This window comes from Chitinophaga filiformis (genome assembly GCF_021646545.1).
In the GTDB taxonomy this organism is placed as follows: domain Bacteria; phylum Bacteroidota; class Bacteroidia; order Chitinophagales; family Chitinophagaceae; genus Chitinophaga; species Chitinophaga filiformis_A.
Genome location: NZ_JAKIRP010000012.1, coordinates 30,627 through 50,682, shown reverse-complemented (window position 1 = coordinate 50,682; position 20,056 = coordinate 30,627). Strand labels below are relative to the sequence as shown.

Here is a 20,056-nt window from a genome sequence, read left to right as displayed (position 1 = left end):
TTACACTATGTTATCGCTGATCTATCTGATAGGCTCTGTTACATTTATCATAGGGTTAAAGATGTTAAGTAATCCCGCTACGGCCCGGAAAGGTAATGCTATTGCTGCGGGAGGTATGACCCTGGCCATATTGGGCACTATCTTTCTCTACAGACACCATGGGCAGGGATTGCATAATTATGGATGGATTATAGCAGGCTTGCTCATCGGCGGTGTTATAGGGTTGGTATCGGCCAGGAGAGTGAAAATGACGGCTATGCCGGAAATGGTCAGCCTGTTTAATGGTATGGGGGGCGCCTGTGCGGCACTGATCTCAGTTGTGGAATTTGAATACATGAGAGCAGTGATTTTCACAGGGGCGCCGGTGAAAATGCAGTTGATGATCATTCTGGCAGGTATGGTGATAGGATCGGTGTCTTTTGCCGGTTCAGTCATTGCCTGGGGGAAACTAAACGGCAGTATAAAAGATATTTCATTTAAAGGCCAGCATATTGTCAACCTGGTTATACTGGCAGTGATACTGCTGCTGGCAGTAGTGGTAACCGTTGCTCTGCCAGCTGCAACGGCTATACTTTTTGTAGTAATACTCTTGTTGTCGCTTGTATACGGTGTATGTTTTGTATTGCCAATAGGTGGGGCGGATATGCCGGTAGTCATATCGCTGTTGAACTCATTTACAGGTGTAGCTGCGGCCTGCGGTGGCTTCCTGTATAACAATCCGGTGATGCTGACAGGAGGGATACTGGTAGGTTCCGCAGGTACTATCCTCACGATCCTGATGTGTAAGGCGATGAACCGTTCTCTGAAGAATGTGCTGATCGGTTCTTTCGGCGGACCAAAAGCAGCGGGGGCCAGCAGGGAACAGGGTGCATACAAGGAGATCTCTTTGTCAGATACTGCAGTTATAATGGCATATGCCCAGAAAGTGATGATCGTGCCGGGATATGGCCTGGCAGTGGCACAGGCACAACATGCTTGTCATGAACTGGAAACCTTGCTGGAAGCAAGGGGCGTAGAAGTGAAATACGCTATTCACCCGGTGGCCGGACGTATGCCGGGCCATATGAATGTGCTGCTGGCGGAAGCAGATGTGCCCTACGATAAATTACTGGAAATGGAACAGGCCAATGGCCAGTTTAACACAACTGATGTAGTCTTAGTGCTGGGAGCCAATGATGTGGTGAACCCCGCCGCCAAAAGTGATCCGGCCAGCCCTATTTACGGAATGCCGATCCTGGAAGTGGAAAATGCCAGAAGCGTAATTGTCAATAAACGAAGTATGAAACCCGGTTATGCCGGTATTGAAAACGATCTGTTCTTCCAGCCAAAGACCTCTATGTTGTTTGGAGACGCCAAGCATGTCCTGCAGCAACTGGTGGCTGAAATAGTTAACTCTCTGTAGTGACGCGGCCTCCAGGCATGGTTGCGTTACGCCTGTTGAACTAACAGCGGCAATGTCACTTTAGCGGTCATCCCTTTTTTTCAGTATTTTGCCGCAAAAATAAGGGGTTGGATTTCTTACCAAAAAAATTTACAGATACACTCATAGGACTGCCAGGCATGGATTTGGCAGCCTTTTTGCGTATACATGAGGCAGGCGAAAAAGTTACTTCTCTCAGGATCAATCCAAACAAAATACAGGATGAAGGCACAGTACAAAAGGTACTTGCCTCGCTGACAGAAGAACCGGTAAGCCGGGTGCCATGGTCACAGTATGGCTATTACCTGCCTTCAAGGCCTTCGTTTACCTTTAATCCTTTTTTTCATGGAGGCGCTTACTATGTACAGGAAGCGTCTTCGATGTTCCTGGAACATGTGATGCGTCATGTCTGCGACCTGCGTGCACCATTGAAAGTGCTGGATCTTTGCGCTGCGCCGGGAGGTAAATCCACGCTGCTGCAATCCCTCCTTAGCCCGGACAGTGTGCTGGTTTCCAATGAGGTGATCAAAAGCAGAGCGGCATTGCTGGCGGACAATATCAGCAAGTGGGGAGCTGCCAATGTGATTGTGACGAACAATGATCCCCGGGACTTCGCAAAACTGCAGGGATATTTTGATGTGATGGTTGTGGATGCACCCTGTTCCGGTTCCGGTCTTTTCCGTCGTGAACCGGAAGCCGTGGCGGAATGGTCGCCCGAGAACGTGATCCTTTGCAGTCAGCGGCAGCAGCGTATACTGGCAGATGTATGGAATGCGTTAAAAGAGGACGGTATCATGATCTATGCTACCTGTTCCTATTCAAGAGAAGAAGATGAGGAGATCATGGAATGGATACAGGAGAACTTCGCAGTAGAGAATATCGCAATACCGGTCGACGATAACTGGCACATTGTAAAAACGAAAGCAGGACCACAGGTAGCTGAAGGATATCGTTTTTATCCTGACAAAGTAAAAGGGGAGGGCTTTTTTATTACCTGTTTCCGTAAGACGGCAGGTGATGTGTACACCGCTAAAAGGCAACGTGATACGCTTCCTGCAGTTGCTAAAAAAGATCAGGGAAAGGTAGCGCAATGGCTGAAAAATATGGACAACCTTTTCCTGATGGACCATCAGGGAGAGGTATTAATATTTCCGGAAAATATGGCGCCTGTTGTTTCTTTATTACAACAGCACTTATATTTGCGGAAAGCTGGCATAAAGGCCGGTCAGCTGGCGGCAAAGGAACTGATACCCGATCACCAGCTGGCGATGAGCACTATGACGAGTGAAACGATCCCGCAGATTGGGTTGACCCGAGAACAGGCCTTGCGTTATCTGAGAAAAGAAGAACCGGAGATATCAACAAATGTGAAGGGCTGGGCACTGATGATGTATGAGGGGATGGCGCTCGGATGGGCGAAAATATTACCGAACCGTATCAACAATTACTATCCTAAAGAACTCCGTATTCTGAAAGAAGTGTAGGCAAATAATTTTTAATCTAGTTACCCGAAAGGTATAAACAGCGTAGTAATGGTAAAAACGTTCATGACAATTGCAGGACTTGTATTATGTGTAGCCGGTGGAGTACAGGCACAGGACAGGTTGCAGGTACAAGGTACCTCTCCCGATCTGTATGTATTGCACACTGTAAAAAAAGGGGAGACCTTTTACAGCCTGGGCAGGTCCTATAGTTTGTCTCCAAAACAAATAGCAACCGAGAACAATATTTCGTTTGAACAAGGTTTGCAATTAGGGCAACAGGTAAAGATCCCGCTAAATAATACCAACTTCTCACAGAAATCGGAAGCAGATCCTCATGGCACGCCTGTATATCATAAGGTAGAGGAAAAAGAAACCCTTTATCGCCTGAGCGTTAATCATAACAAGGTACCCCTGGACAATATTCGTCGCTGGAACAATATGACCGGTGACGGTTTACAGAAAGACAGTTATGTGATAGTTGGATGGCTGAAAGGTGGTGGTATTCCTGCACCTTCAGCACCTGTAGCAAATGTACCGGCAGCTACGCCTCCGGCAAATCATCCGGCGGCTACACCACCAGCTTCCACACCTGCCCCTTCTAACCCGGCACCATCCAATCCGGCGCCGTCAACTCCGGTAGCAACACCTCCGGCAAGCACCACGCCAGCGCCTCCGGTTACTAAACCGGACCAGCCGGCAGCGCCTGCAGAACCAGTAAAAACACCTGATAGTAACAATACCGGTAGTAAACCACCGGTTACGTCTGCGCCGGCAGGATCTTCTTTTGAGCAGTTATACAACCAGCAGACAGGCAACGGTAAGAACGTAACTTCTGAAAAAGGTCCTGGTGGCTGGTTCAAGAGCAATGCGAGCCCCGGTAAATATTATGCGCTGCACAATACTGCACCGAGAGGTACCATTATCAAAGTGACCAATCCACTGAATGGTAGATTTATCTATGCAAAAGTGCTCGAGGCCATTCCGCAGATTAAGCAAAATGAAGGTCTGATCATCAAGCTGAGTGATTCAGCACTGGAGGCATTAGGAACTAATGAAGCGAAGTTCTATTGCCAGTTGAGTTATGAAGACTAAATAAAAAAATCAGGAATTAAGTACCAGGGCTGAATGATTGTTCCTGATGCTTAATTCCTGATTAAATATTATCCGGTTCCCCTTAATTGATCTTGTTGCCCCTTAGGAAAGCCTCAATATCCATCCGTTTTTTCCCTTCCAGTTGGATCTCCAGTAAAGAAAGATAACCGTCTGCTGCTGCAATTTTCAGGTAGGTCTTATTATCACTGATCACTTGTCCGGGTGCTACACTGGGCGTAGCTTGTTCTCTTGTTGCTTTGAAAATTTTCAGTCCTTTGCCATTAAGCGTAGTCCAGGCAGTAGGATAGGGACTAAGGCCACGTACCAGGTTGTAGATCTGTTCTACAGGCTGTTCCCATTTTATCTGGCAATCTTCCTTAAAGATCTTCGGTGCATGTTTAATGTCTTCCGCTCTGATATGCGCCTGTGGTGTTCCTGTGGCAGTACCGGATGCCAGTGCCTGTACCGTCTTCAGTAATAGACCGGCGCCGGTTGCCATCAGGTTGTCATGCAGATCTCCGGCGGTTTCGTCATCGCGGATGTCTACTGACTGACTGAAGAGAATATCACCGGTATCGATCTCGTGCTGCAGTTTGAATGTGGTTACGCCCGATTGCTTTTCACCATTGATGATGGCCCAGTTGATAGGAGCCGCACCTCTGTAATTAGGCAGCAAAGAAGCATGCACGTTGATAGTGCCTAAAGGCGGCATATCCCATACAACTTCCGGCAGCATACGGAAGGCTACCACTACCTGCAGGTCTGCTTTCAATGAACGCAGTTCCTCCAGGAATTCAGGGTTCTTCAGTTTTTCCGGTTGTAGTACCCGGAGACCTTTTGATACGGCATATTGTTTCACGGCACTCTGTTGTAACTGCAACCCTCTTCCGGCAGGTTTATCAGGTGCGGTGATCACACCTACTACATTGTATCCGTTCTGTACCAGGATATCCAGTGATGCCACTGCAAAATCCGGGGTTCCCATAAAAACGATCCTGATATTCTTTTGATCCGTTAACTCACTCTGCATATAATAAATATTTCTTCCTGGTAGTTTTAAATTGCGTTAAAGCAGGTTCCCAGCTTTTGCGTATTTCGGCTTCGCTGAGGCCTTTTTTTATTTGTTGCTGTAAAATAGTATTGCCGGCCAGTTTATTGAAAAAAGGAATAAAGAATTTATCCTTGTCTGGGAATAGCTGATATGCCTGTATGAGCCATTTCAGCTGTATTCTGCCGTTCATTTCCTTCCTTACTGCATCTGGTGTGCCTGTGAGATTGTATCCATAACAGGTAACATCTTTTAACGGTGGTTCCTTTGCGCCAGGCGTGCTACGTGGTGTGAAGGAATACAGGTTTTTCGGATAAGAGGGATGTCCGAATACCTGGAAAGGAAGATCAGTTCCCCGGCCCAGGCTCAGTGCTGTTCCTTCAAATAAACAGGTAGCAGGATACAGATAGATGGCCGCCATATTGGGCAGGTTAGGTGAGGGTTTCACCGGTAGCTGATAGTAAGTATGATGATCATACTGCTGGCAGGTGATCACTGTCAGGTCGCATTGTACACCATTTTTCAACCATTTCTCTCCGTTCAGCATTTTAGCATATTCGCCAACTGTCATACCATGCACAATGGGAATAGCCTGCATGCCGACAAAGGAGCGCAATGTGGTGTCCAGTAGTACCGGGCCGTCAACATAGTGTCCGTTAGGATTGGGACGGTCCAGCACGATAAGTGGTTTATGATTTTCTGCGGCAGACTCCATGAGTTCCTGCAAAGAAGAAATATAGGTGTAAAAGCGCGTGCCTACATCCTGTATGTCAAAGATGAGGATGTCTACATCTTTCAGGTCAGCTGCAGTGGCCTGACGGTGTTTACCATAGAGCGATACAATCGGCAGTCCGGTGCGCTCATCTTTCGTGTTGCCAACTTTTTCACCTGCATCAGCATTGCCTCTGAAACCATGTTCGGGACTGAATATTTTCTGAATACGCACATGCAGTTTCAACAATGAATCCACCAGGTGTGTATTGCCCAGTATAGCAGTCTGATTAACCAGCAATGCTACTCTTTTGCCTTTCAGGAGCGGAAGGTATTCATTGGTCCTTTCGGCTCCTGTTATTACCTGGGCGCATGCAGCAGTAGTGACTGCCAGCCATAATAGGAGTGGAATTATGATCTTATACATAGCGTAAAAATAGTTTAAATAAGGGAAGATATATAAGGATTGGTAGTTTAGAGGAATTATGCTAAATTGAATATCTATTCACTATTTTCTTACCTTGCAACAATTAAATCCTGTAACACTTATAATTAAATTATTATGCAAGCAGTTAAAAACGGAGATACGGTGCGTGTGCATTATCATGGCCGCCTGACCAACGGAACAACATTTGATTCTTCCGAGGGCAGGGACCCGCTGGAGTTCAAGGTCGGCGCCGGTATGGTTATTAAAGGCTTCGACAATGGTGTGGTGGACATGAAAGTGGGTGAGAAAAGAACGCTGAATATTCCTGTAGAAGAAGCATACGGCCCGAAGAATGATGAGCTGATCATGGAGTTTCCAAAAGAAAATATTCCGGCTGATCTGAACCCTCAGGTGGGTATGGATCTGCAGATGAGCAATCCGCAGGGACAGGTATTCCCTGTGAAAGTTGCCGCTATAAGCACGGACTTCATCACTTTGGATGCTAACCATCCACTGGCTGGTGAAGCGCTGATATTTGACATCGAACTGGTAGAGATCAAATAACAGAACCGAAATTTTTAAAGTAAAACGCTGATTGCCTTAGAGGTGATCAGCGTTTTGCTTTTATCGTCATGTGGTAATATTGCACTATTCGTGTGGCAATACGATCCTGGTCGGTTTTTTCTGCTCATCGATTGCTACAAAGGTAAATGTACCCGAGATCGCTTTTTCACGGCGTGTATTGTACATCTGTTCCACAAAAATATCTACTTCCACTTTCAGGCTGGTAGTACCTACATGTACTACCTTTCCCACCAGTTCTATAATAGTGCCATGAGGAATGGCCATCTTAAAGTCTATTCTGTCGCTCGATACCGTCACCATACGCATACGGCTGAAACGGGTGGCGGTGATAAAAGCTGCTTCATCCATCAGCTGCATAGCTGTACCACCGAAAAGGGTATCATAATGGTTCACTGTGTTAGGAAAGACCGCTTTGAATATCCGTGTAACGGAATCGGCTATCTGTTTTTCGTATGCCATATTGTTGATTTACTGTTTTTATCTTTTAAGCGCTGGATATGCAGTTGCAGCAGGCGTTGTTTAAATTGTGTCTGTCGGTAGGAGATCTTCAGATCGTTCAGGCACGCGGCGCAAAGGCATCCGGCATAGGCGCCGGCTATGAATGTACGCTCTTCTTCTGTCAGCTTTACCTGCTGACACTGGCAGCGGAGGATAGAACCAACACGGCACTCAAAAGCTGTATTACAGCGGGGACAGTTGATGGTTTCATGACAAGCCATGAAGTAAAGTTACGAATCAGCGCGCACGAAACAGGATTTGTTTCATAAACAGCTGGCAGCCTGCTGCTTGTAATAAGGAAAGTGCAGCAAAAGCAAATGCTTCTGCCACACTTCCTGGTTTTGAATGGCGGATAAATGTATATTGAGGGTATGGTTATACGGTTGCTGTAACAGCCATGCGCATGTTGCGGGCTGCAGCCACCATGTTACGCAGTGCCTGCTCTGTTTCCGGCCATTTGCGCGTTTTCAGTCCGCAGTCAGGATTTACCCAGATATTCCGCGCCGGCAACAGCTGTATGGCTTTTTCCAGCAGTGCTGTCATTTCTGCTACAGTGGGCACCCGTGGTGAATGTATATCATATACGCCTGGGCCGATCTCGTATGGATATCTGAAGGTGGAGAACACTTCCAGCAGTTCCATTTGTGAACGCGATGTTTCTATGGTGATCACATCTGCATCCATCGCAGCTATATTGCTGATAATATCATTGAACTCGGCATAACACATATGCGTGTGGATCTGTGTGGCATCTTCCACGCCGGATACTGATACACGGAATGCTTTTACCGCCCAGTCCAGGTAAGATTGCCAGTCAGCTTCGCGTAGCGGCAGGCCTTCCCTGATAGCCGGTTCATCTACCTGTATCACCCTGATGCCTGCTTTTTCAAGATCTGTCACTTCATCACGGATGGCCAACGCAATTTGTAATGTGGTGTCAGCACGTGGCTGATCGTCACGGACGAACGACCACTGCAGGATGGTAACCGGACCTGTCAGCATGCCTTTCATAGGTTTGTCTGTCAACGATTGTGCATAGCTGCTCCACTCAACAGTCATAGGCGCATTGCGTTGCACATCGCCGTAGATCACGGGAGGTTTCACACACCTGGAACCATAGCTCTGTACCCAGCCATTTTTCGTAAATACAAATCCCTCCAGTTGCTCTCCGAAATACTCCACCATGTCATTACGCTCAAATTCTCCATGTACCAGTACATCTATGCGCAAGGTTTCCTGTAGTTGTACAGAATCCTGTATGGCCGTGCGGATAGCAGTTTCATATTCGTCCTGGGTAATAGCTCCCTTTTTTAAATCGGCACGCAGTTTCCTGATATCTTCGGTTTGCGGAAAAGAGCCGATGGTTGTGGTGGGGAATAGCGGCAGTTTTAATATCTCTTCCTGCGCTTTCTGCCTGATGGGGAAGGCGCTCTTACGTTGCGCATCAGCCGTTGTCAGTGCCGCCAACCGTGCTTTCACCGTTGGTTTATGGATGATCGCTGCGGTGCTTTTCTCCTGCATGGTGGCCTGGTTAGCTTTCAGTAAAGTTTCGTTGCCGGCAATGATATCCCTGAGTGCGATCACTTCATGTACTTTCTGTTTAGCAAAGGCCATCCAGTTTTTGATCTGCGGAGTAAGCACGGTTTCATCGGTTTCCAGCTCAAGATCATAGGGTGTATGCAGCAATGAACAGGAGGTGGCTATCAATACTCTTTTTTCTCCCAATGCAGTGACGGCTTTACGTAACAGCTGCAGCGACTGTTCATAATTGTTCTTCCAGATATTACGGCCATTCACTACACCTACAGACAATTGCAGTGTCTGCGGAAGAGAGGCCAGTATGGTGTCCAGTTGTTCCGGCGCCCTGACCAGGTCTATGTGTAAGGCATCCACGGGAAGCTGCACGGCTAATGGTGCATTGTCCTGCAGTCCGCCGAAATAGGTGGTCAGTAGTATCTTCAATGCAGGAACGGCTTCCCGCAGCTGTGTATATGCGTGGTGGAACAACTCCTGTTGTGCCGGTGTGAGATCGAGGACCAGCGTAGGTTCATCTATCTGTACCCAGGTAGCACCTGCCTGCTGGAGCGATTGCAGCAATGTGATATAAACCGGCAGCAACTGATCCAGCAGGTTGGACTCCTGTAATGTTTCTTCTTTGATCTTACCCAGCAGCAGAAAGCTGACAGGACCTATCAGTACAGGTTTAGTATGTATACCTAAAAAAAGTGCTTCTTTGAACTCTTCGAGGCATTTGTTGTGCAGCAACCTGTATTTTTGAGAGCTATCGAATTCAGGTACCAGGTAATGATAGTTGGTGTCAAACCATTTGGTCATTTCCATGGCAGTGGCATCAATCCCATTCTTCTGGTAACCACGGGCCATAGCGAAATATAACTCAGGGCTGCTGGGTGTTACGAGGCTTTCCATCAAAGGTTTAAAGCGGGCAGGAATAGTGCCCGTCATTATACACATATCCAGTATCTGGTCGTAATAAGAGAAATCGTTGGAAGGGATCAGGTCTATGCCTGCATTGTGGAGGGTTTCCCAGTTCTGGCGACGTAGCTGCCTGGCGGTGAGCTGTAATTTTTCTAACGAGATCTTTCCCGCCCAATAGGCTTCATTTGCCTTCTTCAATTCCCGGTTGCTACCGATACGGGGGTAGCCAAGAATGTTGGTTTGCATACTTACTAATTTTAACGATGATAACCCTGTGTCTTTACTGTGCAAACTTATAATTATGGAACAAAATATTGATCATATATTTTTATTTGGTGTTTTGTTCTCTAATTATGTTTTATAAAGATAAATATGCTGTTTTGTGATGAAAGCAATGCGGAAACAGTGTTTTTTTCTGTTGAACTGGGAAATCATATGATGTTTATTCCCCGGAATCTTAAATTCCTTACGTTTGCACTATGTTCAACAATTACAAATACACGGTAACAGAGCGCTTTATGCGCTACGTACAGATCGATACACAATCAGATCCACTGAGTAAGAGCTTTCCTTCCACAGAGAAGCAGAAGGATCTTGGAAAGCTGTTAGTACAGGAATTGCAGGAAATGGGTATTAAAGATGCTGTGATGGACGAGCATGGATATGTCTTTGCTACTATTCCCGGAAACACTGATAAATCCGTGCCGGTGATCTGCTTTTGCTCACATATGGATACCTCCAGTGATTGCAGTGGCAGGAACGTGAAGCCTATTATCCATCAGCAATATGATGGGGGCGATATTGCGCTGCCCGAAGAAGGAACAGTGATCAGGGCTGCCGAACATCCCTATCTGCAATCGAAAAAAGGAGATGACGTTATTACTGCCAGCGGTTCCACATTGCTGGGAGCAGACGATAAGGCGGGTGTAGCCGAGATCATGGACGCTGCTCATTTCCTGCTGGCGCATCCTGAGATCAAACATGGCGATATCCGTATCCTTTTCACGCCGGATGAAGAAGTAGGCCGTGGTGTTGAAAAACTGGACATGAAAAGATTAGGCGCGCAGTTTGGTTATACAATGGATGGTGGAGAACGCGGTTCATTGGAGGAGGAAAGTTTCTCTGCTGATGCGGCGAAGATCGTTATACAAGGTGTAAGTGTACATCCGGGTGCTGCAAAGAATAAATTGGTAAGCGCCATCAAGATAGCCAGCGAGATAGTAGATGCCCTGCCCAAAGACGGCCTGTCTCCCGAAACAACGGAAGACCGCCAGGGCTTTATTCATCCTGTGAGAATGCAGGGGATTGTAGAACATGCGGAGATCGACTTTATTCTCCGTGATTTTGTTACCGCGAAGCTCGATGAGCATGCGGCTTTTCTCCGGAATATTATGAACATGGTCATGGCCCGTCATCCGCAGGCCAGTGCAACGCTGACCATCACACAACAATACCGCAATATGAAAGAAGTGCTGGACCTGCATCCGCAGGTAACGGCCAATGCAGAAGAGGCCATCCGCCGTGCCGGTGTTGAGCCTTTACGACTGATTATCAGGGGAGGAACGGATGGTTCCAGGCTCTCTTTTATGGGATTACCCTGCCCTAATATTTTCACCGGAGAAATGGCCCTGCATAGCAAATATGAGTATGTAAGTATCCAGGATATGCAAAAAGCGGTGCAGACTATTGTATATCTGGCACAGGTTTGGGAAGAACGTAGCTGATTTAGTTGGTTGATTGGCAATAATTTGCCAGAACATACGTTAAATGTTTACCATATTATTGGTATCTTCCGGCCTTGTTGCATCTGAATTTAATACTTTTGCAGGGTTAAAATTTTTTTCATGCTCTTAGGACTCGTTACATTATTACAGGATTCTCTATTACAGCCAAAGGCAGATACGGTTGCCAATGCGGCTGCAAATGTTGCAGCTGCTGATCAGCAGATAAAATTACTTGACCTGCTGATGAAAGGGGGCGTACTGATGATCCCATTGGGAATACTTTCCGTTATCGCCGTTTTTGCTTTCGTGGAAAGGTATCTTACTATCTCAAAGGCAGGTAAGCTGGAGGACAACTTCATGCCCATGATCCGCGATCATATCTCCAATGGCAATGTCTCCGCTGCCCGTTCTTTGTCAAAGAACACCAACAGTCCTATCGCACGTATGATCGATAAGGGCGTACAGCGTATCGGTAAACCGATCGAGAGTATCGAAAAATCTATGGAGAATGTAGGTAAACTGGAAATCTACAAGATGGAAAAGAACTTAGTGGTCCTGTCTATTATTGCAGGTATTGCGCCTATGTTCGGGTTCCTCGGTACTATTGCCGGTATGATCCAGACCTTCTTCAATATCTCTATCACATCCGATATCACGCTGGGAACTATCGCCGGCGGTATCTATGTAAAAATGATCACCTCCGCTACAGGTCTGATCATCGGGTTGGTGGCCTACATTGGTTACAGCTTCCTGAATGCACAGATAGACAAGGTTATCAATAAAATGGAAGGCGCTTCAGCAGAGTTCATTGATATTTTGCAAGAACCAACGAGATAATTCATTGATAATTCGTAATTGTAAAATATGAACCTACGCAATAGAAGAAATAAACGGCATCTGGAGTTGCACAACGGGGCATTGAATGATATCCTGTTCATTCTCCTGCTCTTCTTCCTGATCGTATCCACACTGGCTAATCCTAACGTGATCAAGCTGACGCTGCCTAAAGCCAAAAGCAATACCAAAGCCAAACAGACAGTGGTGATCAGTATCAATGATAAAAGGGAGTTTTATGTAGGTACCAACAAAGTGCCTTTTGAAAGCCTGAAACAGATGCTGATACCTGCTATAGGACGTGAAACCGTGGACCCTACGATTGTGATCAATGCAGAGAAAACGGTGCCTGTGGAAGATGTGGTGAAGGTAATGGAAGTGGCGCGTGAAATAGGCGCAAAAGTGGTGCTGGCTACGGCTAATCCGCAGAGTAAAGGATAATATAATTATATTACTAAAGGCTTGCGATCCGGAAGTTGGAGTATTTTCAGCTTTGGGGTCGCAAGTTTGTTTTGGGGAAATACTGTAAGAAGTTGAATCTTATCAGTTTTGAGGTCAATAAGTGGTGATATGGCACAAACTTACCATATGCAATGATTCATCACAATATGATATTTTGAGCCTTGAGATTGTCGATAAATGTTCCAAGGCTTATATTATCATAAGCTTTAGCCATTAATATTTTGTTTTTCATGTATGGTTTGCTGAATTTCCAATAATCATTGACCATGTTGTTCTTATTGTCTTCATCAATATAACGACCCTTAAAGTTTGCCCTCAGCATTGGGTTTAATTTATGAATGCAATTGTTGGTAGCCGATTTTATCTTGTCAGTAAAATAGAGAGGTAACAGCCAGCATTCAATCTCGTCCAAGCATATCGCATAGATCAGTCTGTCTTTAAATTGATTATACTTATCTATTCCAAAGCATGTAACGAAAAGTAATTCAAATCTGAACATAATATCTCTTATCAGGTCGTCGGCTGATTTGGCACTTCCGGTTTCAGTTGTTTTACGTACATCAAAATTTTTATGTTCGCAAACATCTGTATCAACTTGTATAATAAGATAATCGTTTTGCTCAAATGCTTCCAGGAAATATGTCGACTGACAGTATTCAAATACTTTGGGCCAGCCACCCTGTCTCCTGGCTTCATCTGTTGCGTCTCTTAACGGTTGTAAAAAATTAACCGAAGAGGGAAGTTCATTATTGTCGAAGAATCCTACTAAAATATTTTGAATAACAATTTGATCCGTTGGACCTTCAGCTATTATCCCAAATGTTTTCATTTAAAAGTTTTTTGGTAACCCTCCGATGTATCCTCTTAAGAATTGTTCAGATAATTTCACTGGTTGTTCGCCTTCCAGGGGAGCTTTCTTTTCAATTCGTTTGACACGGGTGTTACCAACTGCATTTCTTGAAACGACGAATAGCCTTTCTTCGTCGTTGTTTAGATTTAATCCGTCAAGTACGGAGGGGTTGTGGGTGGTAATGATTACTTGCTTGTTATTTTGGGCGGCAAGCTCGGAAAGGACGCTTATTAACTTGCTACATAGTTTAGGGTTGAGAGCGGTGTCTATATTGTCGATTGCAAAGAAAGGGGGCGTATAATCACTTGTAAAAAGTGTAACATAGAATAGTATAAAAAAGAAACCTTCATTAGCATTTCTAATGTCGAAGGACTTAAGGCCGTCTTCCAGATACTTATCATCAATAGAGAACTCGATTTCTCCAAGAGAAGATTCCTCCTTGATATCAAAGGAACTAAACCAGTCGATTAGAAATAAATTTTTGATAATGCTTGTATATTGATCGCTTTTTCCCTTTTTGATGATTTTAATTAGATTTAATAATCCTTCACCCCTGTGCCCCAGGGGTTCAACATAAGAGTTTTCATACTCAAATCTTCTAAGAAAGAAATTCTCAGGTGAGTAAATCATGTAATTGAGCAAGCCGGCTTCATCATCGAGTGACTTAAAAAGCCTATTTGTTAGTGAATGAGTTAACTCTGTCTTTACTCTAATTATTTGATCATTAATTCTTTTCAGAATGGATTGAAGGTTGTTACTTAATTGTTTGTTAGTTAGCTTTTCATCTTCAGACCCAGGTATTTGTTTTTGTAGGGTTTCCAAATCTCCAAGCACTTCTTCTTTTAGCTTGCTCAGGGGCTCAAGATCATGAGTCTCAGATATTGGATTGATATCTTTTATTAGGGTATTGTCATCCAATAAAAGAGAAGCTTTCCATTTTGAAAACGCCTGGTTATCATTTTGAAAAGAAAATGAATATTTATGGTCTTTGACGTTGATGTCTATAAGAATATCTTTTGAAAGCATTTCTTTGTCAAATCCACTTCTCATCAATAAAGGAGCTGATGTTCTTGCTCCTCTAAGCGCTAAAAACTCATTTTCGATATTTTTATTGAAAGCAGCTGAAGTATATACGATGCTTTCCAGAATATTGCTCTTTCCACATCCATTTTCACCTATGAAAACATTAAATCTTCCTAGATCAATAGACAGGTCGTCAATAGATTTAAAGTTCCGTATTCTGATTTTGTCCAGCATTATTTTGTTTCTTTCTATGATAAATTTATACAATAAAATCCTTTATTCCTTATTCAGCCTAAAACAGCCTTCACCATCCTGTCTTTTCCAAACAGATCCTTCCTGACTTCCACATTCAAATATCCCTGTCCCCGTAACAACTCTGCCGTCTGTTCCCCAAACGCCTCATTGATCTCAAAATACAGTGCCCCGCCCGGATGTAACTTCTGTTTTGCCAGTAACCCTATCTGCCTGTAAAACAGCAAGGCATCATCATCCGGTACAAATAACGCGATAGACGGCTCATAAGCCACTACCTGTTCCTGCATATCTGTGCGCTCCCGCTGGCAGATATACGGAGGGTTGCTAACAATAATATCAAACATGGGTAATGATTGCGTAGCAGCTGCATCGAGAATGTCTATCTGTTCAAAATGAACATCCAGCTTTTGCTGCTGTGCATTGGTTCGGGCTGTCTCCAGCGCACCTGCGCTGACATCAAGCGCCCAGACGCTTGCGGCAGGCAGTTCTTTTTTAATGGCCAGGGGGATGGCGCCGCTGCCGGTGCCTATATCGAGTATCTTACGGTTAAGTAGCTTACTGTTACGTACATCCTGCACAATCCATTCCACCAGTTCTTCCGTTTCCGGACGGGGAATGAGTACATTGCTATTTACTTGGAGCTCCATGCCATAGAACCAGCTGGTGCCGGTAACATATTGAACGGGCTGATGTTCCAGCAATGCTGTGAGGGCTTGCTGTAGTTGTGCAGCTTGCTGCGCTGTCAGTTCTTTATCCTTATAAACGATCCTGTCCATCTTTGACAGACCTGTCACATGCTCCATTACGATGTGCGCGATGTTGGCGGCTTCCCGCTGCTCGTGAACCGGTGCGAGGGACGTGATGAGTTGTGTAAAAGCTGCCTGTATTGTCATATGGAGCGTATAAAAATGTACTGCACAGGGAAAATCCCTGCTGAAACGATATTTTTGCACACAAAAGTATAATATCAGACGCTATCATGGACAGCTCCTTTGATGAATTTTATATGCAACGGTGCCTGCAACTGGCGAAGCTGGGAGCGGGGAATGTAGCGCCCAATCCTATGGTAGGCGCTGTATTGGTGCATGAGGGCCGTATCATTGGTGAAGGTTATCACCAGCAGTACGGCCATGCGCATGCAGAGGTGAACTGTGTCAGATCCGTCAAACCGGAAGATCAGCCGCTGATCCCTGCTGCTACCATGTATGTGAGCCTGGAGCCTTGTGCGCATTATGGCAAAACGCCCCCCTGTGCAGAACTGATCGTTGCGCAGAAAATAGGAGCCGTGGTGATTGGCTGCGTGGATACATTCTCCCAGGTATCAGGACGTGGTATAGCCATACTCCGGGATGCCGGCATCAGCGTGAGGACACATGTGCTGGAGAGCGCCTGCCGGCAGCTGAATGAGCGTTTCTTTACTTATCATGAACAGCAGCGCCCTTATATTATACTGAAGTGGGCACAAAGTGCGGCCGGCTACATGGCTGCTGCAGACGGATCTCCGGTGCGTATTTCAAATCCGCTGACCGACAGGCTTGTACATCGCTGGCGCAGTGAAGAGATGGGAATACTGGTAGGTACCAATACAGCTGTAGCCGACAATCCCCGTTTGAATAACCGCTACTGGACAGGTAAAGACCCTATCAGAATAGTAATAGACCGTACGCTGAAAACACCCCGTCATTATCATTTGTGGAATGGTGCAGCGCCCACGTTGTTTATCACAGCAGAAGCAGCCGCACAGGAGGGTGCAACTGAAACGGTTACGGCCGATTTTGAGCAGCCACTTCTCCCACAGTTAATGCGGCTTTTACACGAAAGACGCATATTAAGTGTACTGGTGGAAGGTGGACCTTATGTGCTGAATGAATTTATCGAAGCAGGTCTCTGGGATGAAGCCCGTGTCATCGTTGGCAGTCATTCGTTGCCGGATGGTGTGCAATCGCCCGTATTGGCACACAGCTTACTGACGGAAGAAACCTTGCTGGATGGCGATAGGATATTGTATTACCGCAAGAGAAAGGAGGGAACGGTATAATGAACTTTCTGAAGCGCCCTATATGCATCCTGATCCTGTGCTGTTGCTGTATCCTGACCACTTATGGCCAGGCTGACAAGTGGGTAGGTACCTGGACGATGGAGTACAAACCCTGGCCTACCACAAGTGGTATCAAGCTGCAGTTACAGATAGGCAAACCTGAAAGGAATATGTTATATCCTGCGCAACTGAAAGTGATCTATTCTCCCTTCTCAGGTACATACGAAGTGTTACTGGCCAAAAAGAATGACAACCAGTTGGGTATTGGCAGGGTAAAATACCCGACAGAAGAGACGCCGTTCCACCTGGGCGCCTGGATGCTTTACCTGAATGGTACTTTGAACTATCAGGCGAAGGGAGCGCCGGAACTGGCCCTGCAACGCATGTGGATCAACTCATATGAGTTATTCATGCAGGGATTGTATGCAGACGATGAAATGTATGCATATATGAAGGATCTGTTGCGGGAACTGCTCTCACGCAAAGACATTGTACTGAAAAAACAGAACAATACTCCCTGGCAACACAGGAATATACGCCAGATGTTGCATCCTGAAGAAGGCGCTGTTTACTTCGGGATTTATGATAAAGTGGATGTTTACGATTCTATTGTACCATTATCCATCAGAGATGAGGATGCTATTGACAGGGATACGGTGACCCTGTTGCTCAATGGTAAGCAACTGCTGGACAAGTCATTTATCAGCGAAACAGGTAAGACCTTGCAGTTGCCCCTGGACACGGGTATCAATATTGTAACACTGTTTGCCGATAACTACGGCCGTCTGCCGCCCAATACCGGTGCTTTTAAAGTAAAGACGACGACGGGTTCGTACATGTTTGACTTCACGGACAGGCAGAATTTGTATGCCACTTTCCTCGTCGCACAACTGAACCGTTTGCCTCGTAAGGCCGTTGATAGTGTGAAAACGGTGGCAGCTAATACGCCGGGAGGATCGGATAACATACCCCTAAGCGGCACTCCTGGAAAAGATAGTACAGGCCGGGGGATGAAAACAACTGCGGATGATCAGCAGGTGGTAGCTGCAGGGAACGATATTCAACATCTTACCGGCCGTAATGCCGGTCATCCTGTGAAAGATACCATCAGGCATTCTTTGCTTAAGCCTATTAATGATAAACGTATTGCAGAGCGGCAAACAAGCCTGCTGGAGAAGATCAATGTACAGCAGCCCGATGTGACCCTGGAATTGTGGGATGACGCCGCAGAAGATGGTGATAGCATCTCCATACGAATGAACGGACTGGAAGTGGTAACCGGCTTCCCGGTAAAACGGCAACGGCAGCAACTGAAGGTGACCCTGCAGGAAGGAGAGAACAGGTTGATCATGCTGGCCGATAACCTTGGCAGTATTCCTCCGAATACCGCCGTAATGAGGATAGTAGCAGGGGCATTGAGGAAATATGTGACAATAAAAACAGATCTGCAGCAGAATAATATGCTGGTGATCATTTACGAGCGGGAGGCGGATGCCACCAGCAAACAATAACAGCATGGAAGTTTATTTTACTATAGAGAAAACAGCAACCGCAGAATTCAAAGACAGGGGCAGCAAATTCCTTGCATATGCCTGGCCTGTAAAAACAGTGGATCAGGTAAAAGATTGTCTGCAGGAAGTGAAAAAAGAGCACCCCAAAGCCACCCATCATTGTTTTGCATACCGCCTGGGTACTGACGGATTACAGTTCAGGGCAAATGATGATGGTGAGCCCTCCGGTACTGCCGGTAAACCCATTCTGGGGCAGATAGACAGTAAACAGCTGACGGATGTACTGGTGGTAGTGGTACGTTATTTCGGCGGTACGCTGCTGGGCGCGCCCGGGCTTATCAACGCGTATAAGATGTCTACCGCTATGGTGTTACAGCTTATTCCTGTAGTACAGAAAAATGTGGAGGCGAAATTTCGCCTGAGCTTTGATTATACTATCATGAATGAGATCATGACCGTTCTGAAACAGCAGAACTGTACCATATATATGCAGGAATTACAGCTGTTTTGTGAGATGGAAATTGGTATTCCAAAAGCAGTGCAGGAGTTAACGTTGTTAAAGCTGAATGATATCAGGGGACTGGAGATAAAAAAGATATAAACAGAGGTCAGGAATTAAAATATACCGTGTATGATGAATATGCCACTCCAGGTGGTGCTTCAATGCAATAATGTCATACCGCTTATGCTGTACTACTTATTGCATATAAGGTTATTATCCGTATTCCTGACCCCTGCGGTTTAAATATGCACTTCTTTCGCGAATCTTTCGCTGACTAACAGGTCTTTACTTCCTTTCTCATATTTGTAAAACCCTTCGCCGCTCTTGGCGCCCAGATAACCTGCGGTAACCATATTTACCAGTAAGGGACAAGGCGCATACTTCGGATTGCCGAAACCATCATGCAATACGCGCATGATAGAAAGGCATACATCCAGACCTATGAAGTCGGCCAGCTGTAATGGCCCCATCGGATGCGCCATTCCAAGTTTCATGACGGTGTCTATTTCTGTTACACCGGCCACGCCTTCATATAGTGAATAAATGGCCTCATTGATCATCGGCATCAGGATGCGGTTGGCAATAAAGCCGGGATAATCATTTACCACGCAGGGCACTTTACCCAGTTGCTCTGACAACGTTACAATACTAGCCGTAACAGTCTGCTCGGTGGCATAGCCATTAATGATCTCTACCAGTTTCATCACCGGTACCGGATTCATAAAGTGCATACCGATCACCTTACCTGCTCTTTGTGTAGCCGCGGCAATACGGGTAATGGAAATAGAAGAAGTATTGGTGGCCAGTATGGCGTCGGGAGACGTATGAGCGTCCAGTTCCCTGAAGATCTTCAGTTTCAGATCTACATTTTCAGTAGCCGCTTCCACCACCAGTTCTGCGGTTTTTGCACCGGCAGGCAGGTCAGTGAAGGTGCTGATGTTCTGTAAGGTCTGATGCTTAATGTCTTCTGTAACAGACCCTTTCGCCAGTTGCCTGTCGAGGTTCTTTTCAATTGTCTGCAGGGCACGTTCCAGTGCAGGGGCAGAAACATCAATGAGGTTGACTTTAAAACCGTTCTGTGCAAATACATGCGCAATACCATTTCCCATGGTACCGGCGCCGATGACAGCAATTTGTTGCATGGTGTATTGATTTA

19 protein-coding genes are annotated in these 20,056 nt (G+C 45.8%); 10 read left to right on the top strand and 9 right to left on the bottom strand.

The window, feature by feature from the left end; translation table 11 throughout:
* The first annotated feature begins 7 nt into the window (after positions 1 to 7).
* From L3C95_RS24460 to L3C95_RS34995, 3 genes are all read left to right on the top strand, one after another.
* Positions 8 to 1,402 (top strand): NAD(P)(+) transhydrogenase (Re/Si-specific) subunit beta, encoded by a 1,395-nt coding sequence (locus L3C95_RS24460; RefSeq protein WP_236391690.1) that lies wholly within the window; start codon positions 8 to 10, stop codon positions 1,400 to 1,402.
* A 107-nt stretch (positions 1,403 to 1,509) separates the two neighbouring features.
* Complete coding sequence (locus tag L3C95_RS24455; protein ID WP_236391688.1) at positions 1,510 to 2,904, top strand: methyltransferase RsmF C-terminal domain-like protein; 1,395 nt, start codon at positions 1,510 to 1,512, stop codon at positions 2,902 to 2,904.
* A gap of 48 nt (positions 2,905 to 2,952) precedes the next feature.
* Positions 2,953 to 3,996 carry a LysM peptidoglycan-binding domain-containing protein gene (locus L3C95_RS34995; RefSeq protein ID WP_262915925.1) on the top strand — a complete coding sequence of 348 codons (1,044 nt, stop codon included), beginning with the start codon at positions 2,953 to 2,955 and terminating at the stop codon, positions 3,994 to 3,996.
* A gap of 82 nt (positions 3,997 to 4,078) precedes the next feature.
* Here L3C95_RS34995 and fmt read toward each other — a convergent pair whose 3' ends face one another.
* Both fmt and L3C95_RS24440 read right to left on the bottom strand, forming a co-directional pair.
* Entirely contained in the window at positions 4,079 to 5,026 is a 948-nt protein-coding gene (fmt, locus tag L3C95_RS24445; protein ID WP_236391686.1) for a methionyl-tRNA formyltransferase, read from the bottom strand.
* A complete protein-coding gene (locus L3C95_RS24440; protein ID WP_236391683.1) occupies positions 5,016 to 6,182 on the bottom strand; it encodes an exo-beta-N-acetylmuramidase NamZ domain-containing protein in 1,167 nt (388 codons plus the stop codon). Before L3C95_RS24440 ends, fmt begins: the two co-directional genes overlap by 11 nt.
* Before the next feature lie 135 nt (positions 6,183 to 6,317).
* Between L3C95_RS24440 and L3C95_RS24435 the strand changes: the two genes are divergently transcribed.
* The gene (locus L3C95_RS24435) at positions 6,318 to 6,746 is read left to right on the top strand and encodes a peptidylprolyl isomerase (RefSeq protein WP_236391680.1); all 429 of its coding nucleotides are present in this window, start codon (positions 6,318 to 6,320) and stop codon (positions 6,744 to 6,746) included.
* An 84-nt stretch (positions 6,747 to 6,830) separates the two neighbouring features.
* On the opposite strand, the gene L3C95_RS24430 is transcribed toward L3C95_RS24435, so the two are convergent.
* The 3 genes from L3C95_RS24430 to metE form a co-directional block, all read right to left on the bottom strand.
* Complete coding sequence (locus tag L3C95_RS24430) at positions 6,831 to 7,226, bottom strand: acyl-CoA thioesterase (RefSeq protein ID WP_236391677.1); 396 nt, start codon at positions 7,224 to 7,226, stop codon at positions 6,831 to 6,833.
* On the bottom strand, positions 7,205 to 7,486 hold the full coding sequence (locus tag L3C95_RS24425; RefSeq protein ID WP_236391674.1) for a cysteine-rich CWC family protein: 282 nt from the start codon (positions 7,484 to 7,486) through the stop codon (positions 7,205 to 7,207). The genes L3C95_RS24430 and L3C95_RS24425 overlap by 22 nt, the downstream gene beginning before the upstream one ends.
* Positions 7,487 to 7,640: 154 nt before the next feature.
* Complete coding sequence (metE, locus tag L3C95_RS24420; RefSeq protein ID WP_236391672.1) at positions 7,641 to 9,947, bottom strand: 5-methyltetrahydropteroyltriglutamate--homocysteine S-methyltransferase; 2,307 nt, start codon at positions 9,945 to 9,947, stop codon at positions 7,641 to 7,643.
* A 233-nt stretch (positions 9,948 to 10,180) separates the two neighbouring features.
* On the opposite strand from metE, the gene pepT reads away from it, so the two are divergent.
* The 3 genes from pepT (at position 10,181) to L3C95_RS24405 (ending at position 12,700) form a co-directional block, all read left to right on the top strand.
* Positions 10,181 to 11,425, top strand: a complete 1,245-nt coding sequence (gene pepT / locus L3C95_RS24415) for a peptidase T (RefSeq protein ID WP_236391669.1) — start codon at positions 10,181 to 10,183, stop codon at positions 11,423 to 11,425.
* 120 nt (positions 11,426 to 11,545) lie between these two features.
* Entirely contained in the window at positions 11,546 to 12,262 is a 717-nt protein-coding gene (locus tag L3C95_RS24410) for a MotA/TolQ/ExbB proton channel family protein (RefSeq protein ID WP_236391666.1), read from the top strand.
* Between the two features lie 27 nt (positions 12,263 to 12,289).
* Entirely contained in the window at positions 12,290 to 12,700 is a 411-nt protein-coding gene (locus L3C95_RS24405; RefSeq protein WP_236391663.1) for an ExbD/TolR family protein, read from the top strand.
* A gap of 160 nt (positions 12,701 to 12,860) precedes the next feature.
* Here the strand turns inward: L3C95_RS24405 and L3C95_RS24400 are convergent, their stop codons facing one another.
* The 3 genes from L3C95_RS24400 to prmC are packed head-to-tail and all read right to left on the bottom strand — an operon-like array spanning position 12,861 to position 15,742.
* Complete coding sequence (locus L3C95_RS24400) at positions 12,861 to 13,550, bottom strand: hypothetical protein (protein WP_236391661.1); 690 nt, start codon at positions 13,548 to 13,550, stop codon at positions 12,861 to 12,863.
* A complete protein-coding gene (locus L3C95_RS24395) occupies positions 13,551 to 14,828 on the bottom strand; it encodes an AAA family ATPase (RefSeq protein WP_236391659.1) in 1,278 nt (425 codons plus the stop codon).
* A gap of 53 nt (positions 14,829 to 14,881) precedes the next feature.
* A complete protein-coding gene (prmC, locus tag L3C95_RS24390; RefSeq protein ID WP_236391656.1) occupies positions 14,882 to 15,742 on the bottom strand; it encodes a peptide chain release factor N(5)-glutamine methyltransferase in 861 nt (286 codons plus the stop codon).
* Between the two features lie 86 nt (positions 15,743 to 15,828).
* Here prmC and ribD point away from each other — a divergent pair, with 86 nt between their 5' ends.
* The 3 genes from ribD to L3C95_RS24375 are packed head-to-tail and all read left to right on the top strand — an operon-like array spanning position 15,829 to position 18,999.
* Positions 15,829 to 16,887 (top strand): bifunctional diaminohydroxyphosphoribosylaminopyrimidine deaminase/5-amino-6-(5-phosphoribosylamino)uracil reductase RibD, encoded by a 1,059-nt coding sequence (gene ribD / locus L3C95_RS24385; protein ID WP_236391653.1) that lies wholly within the window; start codon positions 15,829 to 15,831, stop codon positions 16,885 to 16,887.
* A complete protein-coding gene (locus L3C95_RS24380; RefSeq protein WP_236391651.1) occupies positions 16,887 to 18,398 on the top strand; it encodes a hypothetical protein in 1,512 nt (503 codons plus the stop codon). The genes ribD and L3C95_RS24380 overlap by 1 nt, the downstream gene beginning before the upstream one ends.
* Before the next feature lie 4 nt (positions 18,399 to 18,402).
* A complete protein-coding gene (locus L3C95_RS24375) occupies positions 18,403 to 18,999 on the top strand; it encodes an IMPACT family protein (RefSeq protein ID WP_236391648.1) in 597 nt (198 codons plus the stop codon).
* Between the two features lie 140 nt (positions 19,000 to 19,139).
* Here the strand turns inward: L3C95_RS24375 and L3C95_RS24370 are convergent, their stop codons facing one another.
* The gene (locus L3C95_RS24370; RefSeq protein WP_236391645.1) at positions 19,140 to 20,042 is read right to left on the bottom strand and encodes a 3-hydroxybutyryl-CoA dehydrogenase; all 903 of its coding nucleotides are present in this window, start codon (positions 20,040 to 20,042) and stop codon (positions 19,140 to 19,142) included.
* Positions 20,043 to 20,056 lie beyond the last annotated feature (14 nt).

What these genes read in the sequence shown, in the direction of transcription:
- L3C95_RS24460 (WP_236391690.1), top strand. Translation starts at nt 8, where the DNA reads ATGTTATCGCTGATCTATCTGATAGGCTCTGTTACATTTATCATAGGG.
- L3C95_RS34995 (WP_262915925.1), top strand. Translation starts at nt 2,953, where the DNA reads ATGGTAAAAACGTTCATGACAATTGCAGGACTTGTATTATGTGTAGCC.
- fmt (WP_236391686.1), bottom strand. Translation starts at nt 5,026, where the DNA reads ATGCAGAGTGAGTTAACGGATCAAAAGAATATCAGGATCGTTTTTATG.
- L3C95_RS24440 (WP_236391683.1), bottom strand. Translation starts at nt 6,182, where the DNA reads ATGTATAAGATCATAATTCCACTCCTATTATGGCTGGCAGTCACTACT.
- L3C95_RS24435 (WP_236391680.1), top strand. Translation starts at nt 6,318, where the DNA reads ATGCAAGCAGTTAAAAACGGAGATACGGTGCGTGTGCATTATCATGGC.
- L3C95_RS24430 (WP_236391677.1), bottom strand. Translation starts at nt 7,226, where the DNA reads ATGGCATACGAAAAACAGATAGCCGATTCCGTTACACGGATATTCAAA.
- L3C95_RS24425 (WP_236391674.1), bottom strand. Translation starts at nt 7,486, where the DNA reads ATGGCTTGTCATGAAACCATCAACTGTCCCCGCTGTAATACAGCTTTT.
- metE (WP_236391672.1), bottom strand. Translation starts at nt 9,947, where the DNA reads ATGCAAACCAACATTCTTGGCTACCCCCGTATCGGTAGCAACCGGGAA.
- pepT (WP_236391669.1), top strand. Translation starts at nt 10,181, where the DNA reads ATGTTCAACAATTACAAATACACGGTAACAGAGCGCTTTATGCGCTAC.
- L3C95_RS24410 (WP_236391666.1), top strand. Translation starts at nt 11,546, where the DNA reads ATGCTCTTAGGACTCGTTACATTATTACAGGATTCTCTATTACAGCCA.
- L3C95_RS24405 (WP_236391663.1), top strand. Translation starts at nt 12,290, where the DNA reads ATGAACCTACGCAATAGAAGAAATAAACGGCATCTGGAGTTGCACAAC.
- L3C95_RS24400 (WP_236391661.1), bottom strand. Translation starts at nt 13,550, where the DNA reads ATGAAAACATTTGGGATAATAGCTGAAGGTCCAACGGATCAAATTGTT.
- L3C95_RS24395 (WP_236391659.1), bottom strand. Translation starts at nt 14,828, where the DNA reads ATGCTGGACAAAATCAGAATACGGAACTTTAAATCTATTGACGACCTG.
- prmC (WP_236391656.1), bottom strand. Translation starts at nt 15,742, where the DNA reads ATGACAATACAGGCAGCTTTTACACAACTCATCACGTCCCTCGCACCG.
- ribD (WP_236391653.1), top strand. Translation starts at nt 15,829, where the DNA reads ATGGACAGCTCCTTTGATGAATTTTATATGCAACGGTGCCTGCAACTG.
- L3C95_RS24380 (WP_236391651.1), top strand. Translation starts at nt 16,887, where the DNA reads ATGAACTTTCTGAAGCGCCCTATATGCATCCTGATCCTGTGCTGTTGC.
- L3C95_RS24375 (WP_236391648.1), top strand. Translation starts at nt 18,403, where the DNA reads ATGGAAGTTTATTTTACTATAGAGAAAACAGCAACCGCAGAATTCAAA.
- L3C95_RS24370 (WP_236391645.1), bottom strand. Translation starts at nt 20,042, where the DNA reads ATGCAACAAATTGCTGTCATCGGCGCCGGTACCATGGGAAATGGTATT.